The following is a 14,965-nucleotide window of genomic DNA, read 5'->3' as shown; positions in this document are numbered from 1 at the left end:
CGCGTCGATGATCCCGTTGTCCTTCGCCCAGCGCCGGCTGTGGTTCCTCCACCGTCTGGAGGGCCCGACCGCGACCTACAACATCCCGTTCGTCCTGCGCCTGGACGGGCCGCTCGACACGGCGGCCCTGGCCGCGGCGGTGATGGACGTCGCCGTCCGGCACGAGACGCTGCGCACCCAGGTCGTCGAGAACGCGGACGGCACGCCGGAGCAGCACGTCCTGCCCCCCGAGGAGGCGGCCATCCCGTTCCGGGTGGTCGACGTGACCCCGGACGCGCTGGACGCCGCGATGCACGAGGCGCTGAGCCAGGGATTCGACCTGGACGCCGAACTCCCCCTGCGGACCACCGTCTTCCGTGTCTCCCCCGAGGAGCACGCGCTGGTGTTCGTGTTCCACCACATCGCGGCGGACGGTTCGTCGATGGGGCCGTTCGTCCGGGACCTGGTGTCGGCGTACACGGCCCGCCACGGCGGGAACGCGCCGCAGTGGACGCCGCTTCCGGTGCAGTACAAGGACTACACGCTGTGGCAGCGGCAGCTGCTGGGCGAGGAAGGCGACCCGGAGAGCGTCGCCGCGTCCCAGCTCGCCTACTGGCGGCAGGAACTGACCGGCGTACCGCAGCCGGTGCAGCTGCCGCTGGACCGGCCGCGGCCGACCCTGGCCGACCACCGCGGCGGCCACGTCGAGTTCATGCTGCGGCCCGACCTGGTCGCCGGGCTCGGCAAGCTCGCCGCGGACCGCGGCGCCACGGTGCCGATGGTGGCCCAGGCCGCGCTGGCGGTTCTGCTGAACAAGCTGGGCGGCGGCGAGGACCTGACGATCGGCAGCCCGATCGAAGGACGCACCGACGAGGCCCTGGCCGATCTGATCGGGTTCTTCGTCAACACCTGGGTGCTGCGCGCCGACCTGTCGCGCAACCCCTCGTTCGGCGAGCTGGTGGAGCAGTCGCGGGACAAGGCGCTGGCCGCGTACGACAACCAGGACGTGCCCTTCGAGTGGCTGGTGGAACTGCTCAACCCGGACCGCTCCACCTCGTACCAGCCGCTGTTCCAGGTGATGCTGGCCTGGCAGTTCGTCTGGTCGGAACTGCGGATGCCGGGTCTGCGGGTGACGCCCGTCCCGGTGGGCACCGACACCGCGAAGTTCGACCTGTTCTTCAACGTCGTCCCGGACGCGACCGGCTGCGCGCACGGCAGGCTCGAATACGCGGCGGAACTCTTCGACCACGCCACGGCCGTCGAGATCGTCGACCGGTTCGTGCGCATCCTGGAGCAGGTGGTCGCCGATCCCGGTGTGCGCCTCGCCGATGTCGGCGTGCTCGCTACGGACGAGCGGAAGTGGCTGCTGGGCACGGCGAACGACACCGTCGAGCCGACGCTGGAGCCGGGCCTGGTGGAGACGGTGGCCCGGCACGCTCAGGTGACCCCGGACGTCCTCGCCGTCATCGGCGAGGACGAGTCGCTGACCTACCGGGAGCTGGAGACGCGGGCCAACCGGCTGGCGCACTGGCTCGTCGACCGCGGTGTGCGGCTGGAGTCCGTGGTCGCCGTCTGCCTGCCCCGGTCCGTGGACCTGGTGGTCGCCCTGCTGGCCGTGCAGAAGGCCGGCGGGACGTACGTGCCCATCGATCTCGACCACCCGCGCTCCCGGATCGACTACATCCTCCAGGACGCGGCCCCGGTGCTGGTCCTCGACGCCGAGACGCTGGCCGGTGCGGAGCTGTCCGCGTACCCGGAGTCGGCGCCGACGCCGGCCGTGTCGCCGGAGAACACCGCGTACGTCATCTACACCTCGGGTTCGACGGGCAGGCCGAAGGGCGTCGCGGTCCCGCACGGGGCGCTGGCGAACTTCCTGGCCACGATGGGCCGCAGGGTGCCGCTGTCGCCCGCCGACCGGTGGCTCGCGGTGACCACGGTCTCGTTCGACATCGCGGGACTGGAGCTGTACCTGCCGCTGATCTCCGGCGCGGCCGTCGTCCTCGCCGGCAAGGACACCGTCACCGATCCGTCGGCCGTGGTGGCCGCGATACGCCGCCACCAGGTCACCGTCGCGCAGGCCACGCCCGCGTTCTGGCAGATGCTGCTCATGCACGAGCCGGCCGCCGCCGACGGCCTGCGCGTCCTGGTCGGCGGCGAGGCGCTGCCCGCCCGCCTCGCCGAGACGCTGGCCGGCCGGGCCGACGCGGTGGTCAACATGTACGGCCCGACCGAGACGACCATCTGGTCGACCATGGCGCCCGTCAAGGTGGGCGAGAGCGTCGCGATCGGGGCGCCGATCGGCAACACCCAGGTGTACGTCCTCGACTCGCGGCTGCGCCCGGTCCCGCGCGGGGTGCAGGGCGAGCTGTACATCGCCGGCGACGGACTGGCCCGGGGTTACTTCGGCCGGTCCGGGCTGACCTCGGAGCGCTTCGTGGCCTGCCCGTTCGGCCCCGCCGGCGCGCGGATGTACCGCACCGGCGACCTGGTCCGCTGGGGCCGCGACGGCCGGCTGGAGTACGTCGGCCGCACCGACTTCCAGGTCAAGGTCCGCGGCTTCCGCATCGAACTGGGTGAGATCGAGAACGTACTGGCCTCCCACTCCGGTGTGGCACAGGCCGTCGTCGTGGTGCGCGAGGACGAACAGGACGACAAGCGCATCGTCGGCTACGTGGTGCCCGAGCCGGATGCCGCCGTCACCGACGCCGACGCCCAGGTCGACGAGTGGCGCCAGGTCTACGACGACAGCTACATCGAGTCCGAGGACGAGGCCCTCGGCGAGGACTTCGAGCTGTGGAAGTCCTCGTACGACGGCGAGCCCATCCCGCTCGAACAGATGCAGGAGTGGCGCGACGCGGCGGTGGCACAGGTGCTGGAGTCCTCGCCCCGGAGGGTGCTGGAGATCGGTGTCGGCTCGGGTCTGCTGATGGCGAAGATCGTCGGCGAGGTCGAGGAGTTCTGGGGCACCGACCTGTCCGCCCCGGTCGTCGACCGGGTCCGCGCCCAGGCCGAGCAGGCCGGGTACGGCGACCGGGTCCACCTCAGCGCCCAGCCGGCCGACGACATCACCGGACTGCCCAGGGCCGCCTTCGACACCGTCCTGCTGAACTCGGTCATCCAGTACTTCCCCAGCGCCGACTACCTCGACCGGGTGCTGAGCCAGGCCCTGGAACTCGTCGCACCCGGCGGCCGGCTCATCGTCGGCGACGTCCGCAACGCCGCCACCGTGCGGATGCTGCTCACCGCGATGCAGCGAGCGGCCCACCCCCACGCGTCGTACGACGAACTGCGCACCCTGGTGGAGAAGGCACTGCTCGCCGAGCGCGAACTGGTCGTCGCCCCCGAGTGGTTCACCGACTGGGCGGCGGACCGTCCCGTCGCCGTCGACATCCGGATCAAGGCGGCGCGGGCCCACAACGAGCTGAGCCGGCACCGCTACGAGGTCGTCCTGCACAAGGAACCGGCCGACGTCCTCGACCTGTCCGCGGTGCCCACCGTGCCGTGGAGCGGACAGGTGTCCGACCTCCTCGAACTGGGCCGTCACGTGGACCAGGCGGGCCCCACCCGGGTGACCGGGATGCCGAACGCCCGGCTGGTCGAGGAGGCAGCCCTGGCCGTCACGACCGGCGTCCTCGACCCGGCGCCGCCGGCCGCCAGGCCGGCCGACCCCGAGGAACTGCGCCGGCTGGCGCTTGAGCACGGCTGGGAAGCGGTCATCACCTGGTCCGGTGAGGACGCCCGCAGCTTCGAACTGGTCCTGCTGCCTCGGCACCTGGCCGGGCGCCGGATCGTCACCGGCGGGTTCGTCCCCAGCGGTTCGGGCGGCCGGATCCGGGCGAACAACCCCGGTCTCGCCAAGGCCATCGGTCCGCTGCTCGCCGCGCTGCCCGAGTACCTGCGCGGGCGGCTGCCGGACTACATGGTGCCCACCGCGATCGTGCCGCTGTCCGAGATCCCGCTGACCCCGAACGGGAAGCTGAACCGGCGGGTGCTGCCCCCGCCGGACTACGCGCAGGTGTCGACCGGCCGGGCCCCGCGCAACCAGCGCGAGCAGATGTTCTGCGAGCTGTTCGCCGAGGTGCTCGGCCTGGCGAGTGTCGGCATCGACGACGACTACTTCGCCCTGGGCGGCGACAGCATCCGTTCCATCCAGGTCGTCGCCCGGGCCAAGACCCGCGGTGAAGAGGTCAGCGTCCGGGAGATCTTCGAGCACCGCACGGTCGCGCGGCTCGCCGAGCTGCTGGACGAGCGGGACGAGGAGACCTCGGCCCTGGCCGAGCTGCCCGGTGGCGGCACCGGCTGGGCCCCGCTGTCCCCGACGGCGGCGCACCTTCTCGCGCTCGGCGGCGACCTCGACCGGGCCTGCACCTCCAGGGTGCTCACGCTGCCCGCCGGCACCGACCGTGCGGAGCTGGTCGCGGCGGTGCGGGCGGTGCTGGACCAGCACGACGTGCTGCGGGCCCGGCTCGACCGGGCGGCGCCCGGCCTGTGGATCGAGCCGGCCGACAGCGTGGACGCCGAGGCGCTGCTGCGCGAGGCCCGTCGCGCCGAGGCCGGTGACGACCCCGTGCGCGGCGAACTCGACGCCGCCGCGGGCCGCCTGGACCCGCACACGGGTGTCATGGCGCAGTTCGTGTGGCTCACCTCGGACTCGGACGCCGACCGGCTATTGATCGTCGTGCACCGCCTGGTCATGGACCGCGTGTCGTGGCGGATCCTGCTCCCGGACCTGGTCCGCGCCTGGCAGCAGGTGCGGGACGGCAAGGCCCCAGTGCCGGCCCGGGTGGGCACCTCGTTCCGCCGGTGGGCGCACGCCCTGGCCGACGAGGCGGCCGCCCCGGACCGCAGGGCCGAACTGCCCCTGTGGCAGCGGGTCCTGCGCGACGCCGAGCCCGGACTCGGCGCACCGGAGCCGGAGCGGACGGGCGATGCCGCCCCCGCGGACACGGTGCGGGTCCAGGTGCCGGCCGACGTTACCCGGACCCTGCTGAACGTGCTGCCCGCGGCGTTCCGCGCCGATGCCGACGACGCCCTGCTCACCGGGCTGGCGCTGGCGCTGGCCCGCCGGCGCGAGGTGCGCGGCCTGCCGGCGTCCCCGGCGCTGGTCCGGCTGGAGGGACGGGACCGGCACGAGCACATGGTGCCCGGCGCCGACCTGTCGCGCACGATCGGCTCCCTCACCGCGGTCTTCCCGGCCCGGCTGGACCTGGCCGGCATCGACCTGGCGGACGCGTTCGGCGGCGGTGCGGCCGCCGGACGGGCCCTCAAGGCCGTCAAGGAGCAGCTGCGGTCGGTGCCCGACAACGGCATCGGCTACGGCCTGCTGCGCCACCTCAACCCGGAGACCGCCGCCGAGTTCGCCGCCGACCGGGAACCTCGGATCGGGTTCACCTACCACGGCGAGTCCCTCGGCGCGGACCTCCCCGAGGACCTGAGCGGCCTGGGATGGGAGCTGGACGCGGCGCACCGGGAACCGCTCGCCGGGCCGGACCGGCAGCTGCCGGTCCGGGCCGGGCTGGAGATCGACGCGACGACCACCGTCACCCCGGACGGCGACGAGCTGGCCGCCGGCTTCCGCTTCCCGGCCGGCGTCCTGTCCCGCGACGAGGTGGGCGAACTGGCCGAGCTGTGGGTCCAGGCGCTGACCGGCCTGGCCCGGCACGCCGAGACCCCCGGCGCCGGCGGGCTCACCCCGTCCGACGCGCCGCTGGTCGCGGTGCGCCAGGACGAGATCGACGGCTGGCAGTCCCGGTTCGGGCGGCTGGCCGAGGTGTGGCCGGTGACCCCGGCGCAGTCCGGGCTGCTGTTCCACGCGATGCTGGCCGGCACGGAGTTCGACGTCTACCACATGCAGTTGGTGTTCCACCTCGCCGGCGAGACCGACCCGCAGCGGATGCGTCGGGCCGGGCAGGCGCTGCTGGGTCGCTACACCAACCTGCGCGCGGCGTTCGTCAACTCGGCGGACGGCGACGTGGTGTCGGTGGTGCCGGAGGCGGTGGAACTGCCCTGGCAGCACCTGGACCTGACCGCGCTCGACGAGGCGGAGCGGGTCGAGACGTTCGAGCGGTTCCTCGTCGAGGACCGGGCCACCCACTTCGACGTGGGCACGCCGCCCCTGATCCGGCTCGCGCTGGTCGAGCTGGAGCCGGACCGCGCCGAGCTGGTGCTGACCGCCCATCACGTCCTGTTCGACGGCTGGTCCACGCCGCTGCTGATGCGGGATCTGCTGCTGCTGTACGCGTCCGACGGCGACGCGTCCGGCATGCCCCCGGCCCGGGACTTCGGCGAGTTCCTGACCTGGCGCTCCCGGCACGACCACGAGGAGTCCGCCCGTGCCTGGGCGGCCGAGCTGGAGGGGGTGGAGGAACCCACCCTGCTCGTGCCGCGCGCCACCACCCGGCACGACTCCGGTGGCGTCGGGAACCTCGACGTGGCGATCGGGGACATGAGCGGGCTGCTGCGGCGGGCCGCGGAACTCGGCGTCACGGTGAACACCCTGGTGCAGGGCGCCTGGGGCGTGATGCTCGCGAACCTCACCGGACGGTCCGACATCGTGTTCGGCGCCACCGTGGCCGGTCGTCCGGCCGCCTTCATCGACGCCGACGACATGGTCGGCCTGTTCATCAACACCATTCCCGTCCGGGTGCGGTGCGACTGGCGGAGCACGTTCGCCGAACTGCTCGCCGAGCTGCAGAACCGGCAGGTCGCGCTGCTGGACCACCACCACCACAGCCTGGTGGAGATCCAGCAGGCCACCGGGCTGAGCACCCTGTTCGACACGCTGGTGCTGTTCGAGTCCTTCCCGGTCGACCGGGAAGCCATCGTCGAGGCCAACTCCGAGGCCGGGGTCGCCATCACCGGGCTGCGGCCGTTCGCCGGCTCGCACTACCCGATCACGCTGGCCGCCGCCTCCGAACCGGAGGTGCAGTTCGCCCTCCAGTACCAGCAGGACCTGCTGGACGAGGACGCGGCCGCCGACATCGTCGGCCGGTTCGTGCGCATCCTGGAGCAGGTGGTCGCCGATCCCGGTGTGCGGGTCGGAGACCTCGACGTGCTCGGCGCGGACGAGCAGGAGTGGCTGCTGGGCACGGCGAACGACACCGTCGAGCCGACGCTGGAGCCGGGCCTGGTGGAGACGGTGACCCGGCAGGCCGAGGCCACCCCGGACGCCCTCGCCGTCATCGGCGAGGACGAGTCGCTGACCTACCGGGAGCTGGAGACACGGGCCAACCGGCTGGCGCACTGGCTGGCCGACCGCGGTGTGCGGCCGGAATCGCTGGTCGCGGTCCGCCTGCCCCGGTCCGTGGACCTGGTGGTCGCCCTGCTGGCGGTGCAGAAGGCCGGCGCCGCCTACATCCCGATCGACCCGGACCACCCCCGTTCGCGGATCGACTACATCCTTCGGGACGCGGCTCCGGTGCTGGTGCTGGACGCCGAGACGCTGGCCGGTGCGGACCGTTCCGGGTACCCGGAGTCGGCGCCGACGCCGGCCGTGTCGCCGGAGAACACCGCGTACGTCATCTACACCTCGGGATCCACCGGGAACCCGAAGGGCGTCGCGGTGCCGCGCGGGGCGCTGGCGAACTTCCTGGCCACGATGGGCCGCAGGGTGCCGCTGTCGCCCGCCGACCGGTGGCTCGCGGTGACCACGGTCTCGTTCGACATCGCGGGACTGGAGCTGTACCTGCCGCTGATCTCCGGCGCGGCCGTCGTCCTCGCCGGCAAGGACACCGTCGCCCAGCCGTCGGCCGTCATGGCGGTGCTGCGCCGCCACCAGGTGACCGTCGTCCAGGCCACCCCGGCGTTCTGGCAGATGCTGCTCATGGACGAACCCGACGGCGCCAAGGGGCTGCGGATCCTGGTCGGCGGCGAGGCCCTGCCCGCGCAGCTGGCCGACGCCCTGGCCGGGCAGGCCGCCGAAGTCCTCAACATGTACGGCCCGACCGAGACGACGATCTGGTCCACGACCGCGGCTGTCGAGCCCGGAGCCGGCCTGCCGGCGATCGGGTCGCCGATCGGCAACACCCAGGTGTACGTCCTCGACTCGCGGCTGCGCCCGGTCCCGCGCGGGGTGCAGGGCGAGCTGTACATCGCCGGCGACGGACTGGCCCGGGGCTACCAGGGGCGGCCCGAGCTGACCTCCGGACGGTTCGTGGCCTGCCCGTTCGGTCCGGCCGGTGCGCGGATGTACCGCACCGGCGACCTGGTCCGCTGGAGCAGGGAGGGCCGGCTGGAGTACGTCGGCCGGACCGACTTCCAGGTCAAGGTCCGCGGTTTCCGCATCGAGCTGGGCGAGATCGAGCACGTGCTGGCCTCGCACTCCGGTGTGGCACAGGCCGTGGTCGTGGTGCGCGAGGACCAGCAGGACGACAAGCGCATCGTCGGCTACGTGGTGCCCGAGCCGGACGCCGCGCTGGCCGAAGCCGACGCCCAGGTCGACGAGTGGCAGCAGGTCTACGACGACAGCTACACGGAGTCCAAGGACCAGGCCTGGGGTGAGGACTTCCAGCTGTGGAGGTCGACGTACGACGGTGTGCCCATCCCGCTGGAGCAGATGCGGGAGTGGCGCGACACGGCGGTGGCGCTGGCGCTGGAGTCCTCGCCCCGGAGGGTGCTGGAGATCGGTGTCGGCTCGGGTCTGCTGATGGCGAAGATCGTCGGCGAGGTCGAGGAGTTCTGGGGCACCGACCTGTCCGCGCCGGTCGTCGACCGGGTCCGCGCCCAGGCCGAGCAGGCCGGCTTCGGCGACCGGGTCCACCTCAGCGCGCAGCCGGCCGACGACATCTCCGGGCTGCCCAGGGCCGCCTTCGACGTCGTGCTGATCAACTCGGTCATCCAGTACTTCCCCGGCGTCGACTACCTGGACCGGGTGCTGAGCCAGGCCCTGGAACTCGTCGCGCCCGGCGGCCGGCTCGTCGTCGGCGACGTCCGCAACGCGACGACGCTGCGGGTGCTGCTGACCGCCGTACAGCGCATCGCCCAGCCGGGCGCGTCGCCCGACGAACTGCGCACCCTGGTGGAGAAGGCGCTGCTCGCCGAGCGCGAACTGGTCGTCGCCCCCGAGTGGTTCACCGAATGGGCGGCGGACCGGCCCGTCGGCGTCGACGTCCGGCTGAAGACCGGGACCGCGCACAACGAGCTGACCCGGCACCGCTACGAGGTCGTCCTGCACAAGGAACCGGCCGACGTACTCGACCTGGCCGCCGTGCCGGGGCTGCCGTGGGGCCGGGAGGTCTCGGACCTCGCCGACCTGCGCCGCCGCCTCGACCGCGCCGGCGACAGCCCGGTACGGGTGACCGGGATACCCAACGCCCGGCTGGTCGACGAGGTCACCGCCGCCACCACGGCCGGCGTGCTGAGTTCGGCCGCCCCGTCCGGCAGGCCCGTCGACCCGGAGGAACTGCTGCTCTGGGCACGCCGCCAGGGCCGCGAGGCGGTCCTCACCCTGTCGGGCGAGGTCGTCCACGCCTTCGACGCGGTGCTGCTGCCCGAGCGGCGGACCGTCACCGGCGCGTTCGTGCCCAGTGGCACGGCCGGGCGGACCCGGGCCAACAACCCCGGCCTGTCGCGGACGATCGGCCCGCTGCTCGCCGCGCTGCCCGAGTACCTGCGCGGGCGGCTGCCCGAGTACATGGTGCCGGCCACGGTGGTCCCGCTCTCGGAGATCCCGCTGACCCCGAACGGCAAGCTGAACCGGCGGGTGCTGCCGCCGCCGGACTACGCGCAGGTGTCGACCGGCCGGCCCCCGCGCAACCCGCGCGAGGAGACCTTCTGCGCGCTGTTCGCGGAGGTGCTCGGCCTCCAACGGGTCGGCATCGACGACGACTTCTTCGCCTTCGGCGGGCATTCGCTGCTGGCGACCCGGCTGATCAGCCGAGCCCGCGCGGAGCTGGGCATCGAGATACCTGTCAGAAAGATCTTCGACTTGCCGACACCGGCCGCGCTCGCGGCGTGGTCGGAGGAATCGGCCGCTCCACGCCGTCCTGGTCTGCGCAAGATGATCGTAGAGGAGCAAGAAGCATGATCCCGCTGTCATTTGCGCAACGTCGTATGTGGCTCCTGCAGCAGCTGGAGGAGGCCGCCGAGACCTACAACATGTCGGCGGCGTTCCGGCTGACCGGAACCCTGGACATCGGCGCCCTCCAGGCGGCGCTCGGCGACGTCATCGAGCGTCACGAGATCCTGCGCACCGTCTACCTGACGGACGCCGAGGGCGCGCCGTACCAGAAGATCCTGAAGGCGGCGGACGCGGCACCCGAGGTGCCGGTGATCGACGTGGCGCCCGACGAGGTGTCCGGCGCGATCGACGAGGCCATCTCGCACGGGTTCGACCTGGCCGCCGAGATACCGCTGCGGGCGACCATCTTCCGCTGCTCGCCCCAGGAACACGTGCTGGCCCTGGTCATCCACCACATCGCCATGGACGGCAGTTCGGGCGCGCCGCTGGCCCGGGACCTGGCCGACGCCTACACCGCCCGCCTGGGCGGCCGGGCGCCGCGCTGGGAGCCGCTGCCCGTCCAGTACAAGGACTACACGCTGTGGCAGCGCGAGGTGCTCGGGGAGCCGACGGACCCGGGCAGCCTCGCCGCCGGGCAGGTCGAGTACTGGCGCTCGGAGCTGGCCGGGGTGCCGCAGCCGCTGAGCCTGCCACTGGACCGCCCGCGGCCGGCGGAGGCTGACCCGCACGGCGACACGGTCGACCTCGTCGTGGAACCGCGGGTGGCGGCCAAGCTGGAAAAGCTGGCCACCTCGCGCGGGATGACCATGTCGATGGTCCTGCAGGCCGCGCTCGCGGTGCTGCTGCGCAAACTCGGCGGCGGGGACGACGTGACGATCGGCAGCCCGATCGCCGGCCGGACCGACGAGGCGCTCAACGACCTGGTCGGCTTCTTCGTCAACACCCTGGTGCTGCGGGTCGACCTGGCCGGCGACCCGTCGTTCACCGACCTGCTCGCGCAGGTCCGCAACAAGGCGCTGGCGGCCTACGAGCACCAGGACGTGCCGTTCGAGCTGCTGGTCGAGGCGCTCAACCCCGAACGCTCCACGGCCTACCAGCCGCTGTTCCAGGTGATGTTCGCCTGGCAGAACTACGAGAAGCGGGACCTCGAACTCCCCGGCCTGGACGTGAAGTTCGAGCAGGCCATCACCGAGACCGTGAAGTTCGACCTGTTCTTCAGCATCGCCACCGACGACACCGGTGCGCTGCGCGGCGACATCCAGTACTCGACCCAGCTGTTCGACCGGGACACCGCCGAGGCCATCGCCGCCCGGTTCGTACGGGTCCTGGAGCAGCTGGTCGCCGACCCGGGCGCCTGCGTCGGGGACGTCGACGTGGTGGGTGCCGGGGAGCGCGACTGGCTGCTGGGCGATCTGAACGACACCGCCGAGCCGGTCAAGGACGCGGAGGTCGTGCGGGCGGTCGCCCGGCACGCCGAGACCACCCCGGCGGCCCTCGCCGTGGTGTGCGGCGACGAGTCGCTGACCTACGCGGAGCTGGAGGCGCGGTCGAACCGGCTGGCGCACTGGCTCGTCGACCGTGGCGTGCGCGCGGAGTCACTGGTCGCCGTGCGCCTGCCCCGGACCGTCGACCTGGTGGTCGCGCTGCTGGCGGTGCAGAAGGCCGGCGGCGCCTACGTCCCGATCGACCCGGACCACCCGCGTTCACGGATCGACTACATCCTCGAGCACTCGGATCCGGTGCTGGTCCTCGACGCCGAGACGCTGGCCGGTGCGGAGCTGTCCGCGTACCCGGACTCGGCGCCGGCCGTGGCCGTCCAGGCCGAGAACACCGCGTACGTCATCTACACCTCCGGGTCGACCGGGAAGCCGAAGGGAGTGGCGGTCCCGCGCGGGGCGCTGGCGAACTTCCTGGCCACCATGGGCCGGCGGTTCCCGCTGTCGCCCGCCGACCGGCTGCTCGCGGTGACGACGGTCTCGTTCGACATCGCGGGGCTGGAGCTGTACCTGCCGCTGATCGCCGGCGCGTGCGTGATCCTGGCGGGCAAGGACGTCGTGGCCGAGCCGTCGGCCGTGGTCGAGGTGCTGCGCCGCCACGAGGTCACCGCGGTGCAGGCCACGCCCGCGTTCTGGCAGATGCTGGTGATGCAGGAGCCGAACGCCGCCAGGGGTCTGCGGATCCTGGTCGGCGGGGAGGCGCTGCCGGCGCGGCTCGCCGAGACGCTGGCCGACCAGGCCGTCGAGGTGTCCAACATGTACGGGCCGACCGAGACGACCATCTGGTCGACCATGGCGCCCGTCAAGGTGGGCGAGGGCGTGCCGCCGATCGGGGCGCCGATCGGCAACACCCAGGTGTACGTCCTCGACTCGCGGCTGCGCCCGGCGCCGCGTGGGGTGCAGGGCGAGCTGTACATCGCCGGCGAGGGCCTGGCCCGGGGCTACCAGGGCCGGTCGGGACTGACCTCGGAGCGGTTCGTGGCCTGCCCGTTCGGTCCGGCCGGTGCGCGGATGTACCGCACCGGCGACCTGGTCCGCTGGGGCCGCGACGGCGGGCTGGAGTACGTCGGCCGGACCGACTTCCAGGTCAAGGTCCGCGGTTTCCGCATCGAGCTGGGCGAGATCGAGCACGTGCTGGCCTCCCACTCCGGTGTGGCACAGGCCGTGGTCGTGGTGCGCGAGGACCAGCAGGACAAGCGCATCGTCGGCTACGTGGTACCGGAGCCGCGCGCCGCGGCGGCCGACGCGGGCGCCCAGGTGGACGAGTGGCGCCAGGTCTACGACGACAGCTACATCGAGTCCGAGTCCGAGGCCCTCGGCGAGGACTTCGAGCTGTGGAAGTCGACCTACGACGGTCAGCCGATCCCGCTGGAGCAGATGCGGGAGTGGCAGGACGCGGCGGTGGCACAGGTGCTGGAGTCCTCGCCCCGGAGGGTGCTGGAGATCGGTGTCGGCTCGGGTCTGCTGATGGCGAAGATCGTCGGCGAGGTCGAGGAGTTCTGGGGCACCGACCTGTCCGCCCCGGTCGTCGACCGGGTCCGAGCCCAGGCCGAGCAGGCCGGGTACGGCGACCGGGTCCGCCTCAGCGCGCAGCCGGCCGACGACATCACCGGGCTGCCCAGGGCCGCCTTCGACACCGTCCTGCTGAACTCGGTCATCCAGTACTTCCCGGACGTCGACTACCTGGACCGGGTGCTGAGCCAGGCCCTGGAACTCGTCGCGCCCGGCGGCCGGCTCGTCGTCGGCGACGTCCGCAACGCGACGACGCTGCGGCTGCTGCTGACCGCCGTACAGCGCACAGCGCAGCCGGGCGCGTCGCCCGACGAACTGCGCACCCTGGTGGAGAAGGCGCTGCTGGCCGAGCGCGAACTGGTCGTCGCCCCCGAGTGGTTCGCCGACTGGGCGCGCGAGCACACCGGCGGTGCGGTGGACATCCGGCTCAAGTCCGGGAGCGCGCACAACGAGCTGACCCGGCACCGCTACGAGGTCGTCCTGTACAAGGAGCCGGCCGACGTACTCGACCTGGCCGGCGTGCCGGCGGTCGCATGGGGCCGTGAGGTGTCCGACCTGGCCGGCCTCCAGCGCCACGTCGAGCGGGCGGGCGGCCCGGTGCGGGTGACCGGGATCTCCAACGCCCGGCTGGCCGAGGAGGCCGCGGCGGCCGTCGCCGCGGACCTGCTTCCCCAGGCGTCCCTGGCCGGCAGGCCGGTCGACCCGCAGGAGGTGCTCCAGTGGGCGGCCGAGCACGGCCGGGAGGCGGTCCTCACCCTGTCGGGCGAGGTCGTCCACGCCTTCGACGCGGTGCTGCTGCCCGAGCGGCGGACCGTCACCGGCGCGTTCGTGCCCAGCGGCGTGGCCGGGCGGACCCGGGTCAACAACCCCGGCCTGTCGCGGACGATCGGCCCGCTGCTGGCCGAGCTGACCGAGTACCTGCGCGGGCGGCTGCCGGACTACATGGTGCCCAACGCGGTGGTTCCGCTCTCCGAGATCCCGCTGACCCCGAACGGCAAGCTCAACCGGCGGGCGCTGCCGTCGGACCACGCGAGCACCACGGGCAGCCGGGAACCGCGCAACCCGCACGAGCAGGCGCTGTGCGCCATCTTCGCCGAGCTGCTCGGCCTGCCGGCCGTCGGCATCGACGACGACTTCTTCGCGCTCGGCGGCCACTCGCTGCTGGCCACCAGGCTCAGCGCCCGCATCCGCGCCCACTTCGACATCGACGTGCCGCTCCGGACGATCATCCAGTACCCCACCGTGGGCCAGCTGGCCGCGCTGATGCTCGCCAACAGCATCCCCGAGGAGCACGCCGACCCGTTCGCGGTCGTGCTGCCGCTGAACAGCGAGACGGGCAAGCCGCCGCTCTGGTTCTTCCACACGGGGGGCGGGCTGAGTTGGGCGTACTTCAGCTTCCTGCCGTTCCTGGAGGACTGGGCGGTCTACGCCCTGCAGGCGCGGGGATGCGGCGGCTCGGGAGAGCTGCCGGGGTCCATGGAGGAGATGGTCGACGACTACATCGACGAGATGCTCAAGACGCAGCCGGAGGGGCCCTTCTACCTGATCGGCTGGTCCTACGGCGGCACCCTCGGGCACGCCGTCGCGGCGGGCCTCGAACAGCGCGGGCGCGAGGTCGCCTTCCTGGCGATCCTCGACTCCGAGCCGGCGAACGAGTTCAAGATCCTGGCCGGCCGGAGCCGGTCGGACTACCGGGTGGAGCTGGAGGAGTTCTTCAGCCAGTACATGAACACCGGCAACCAGGAGCAGTTCCTCGACTCCATGGCGCGGGTGCTGGCCAACAACATGACCCTCATGTCGCAGTACGAGTCGCCGGTCTTCGGCGGCGACGTGCTGTATTTCAACGCGGAGCTGAAGCCCGAGGGGTCGTGGTCGCACCTGTGGCGGCCGTACGTCCGCGGTGCCATCGAGGTCCACGACATCCGCGCCACCCACTACGACATGTATATGCCGGAGCCGGCCGCCGAAGTCTTCGAGGTCATCAACCGCAAGCTGGCGAAGTACCTGAAGGAGGTGTAGG

2 protein-coding genes are annotated in these 14,965 nt (G+C 72.5%); both read left to right on the top strand.

Going from position 1 to position 14,965, the window contains the following annotated elements; all coding sequences use genetic code 11:
* The first annotated feature begins 7 nt into the window (after window positions 1-7).
* Entirely contained in the window at window positions 8-10,003 is a 9,996-nt protein-coding gene (locus ACFYMM_RS37030) for an amino acid adenylation domain-containing protein (protein ID WP_388395249.1), read from the top strand.
* Window positions 10,000-14,964, top strand: coding sequence for an amino acid adenylation domain-containing protein (locus tag ACFYMM_RS37025; RefSeq protein WP_388395246.1), 4,965 nt, complete (start codon window positions 10,000-10,002; stop codon window positions 14,962-14,964). Before ACFYMM_RS37030 ends, ACFYMM_RS37025 begins: the two co-directional genes overlap by 4 nt.
* Window position 14,965: the final 1 nt, after the last annotated feature.

Origin of the sequence: Streptomyces sp. NPDC006739 (genome assembly GCF_042869815.1) — a bacterium.
Taxonomy (GTDB): Bacteria; Actinomycetota; Actinomycetes; order Streptomycetales; family Streptomycetaceae; genus Streptomyces.
The sequence above is the reverse complement of the archived record's forward strand: the minus strand, read 5'-3'. Positions and strand labels throughout refer to the sequence as shown.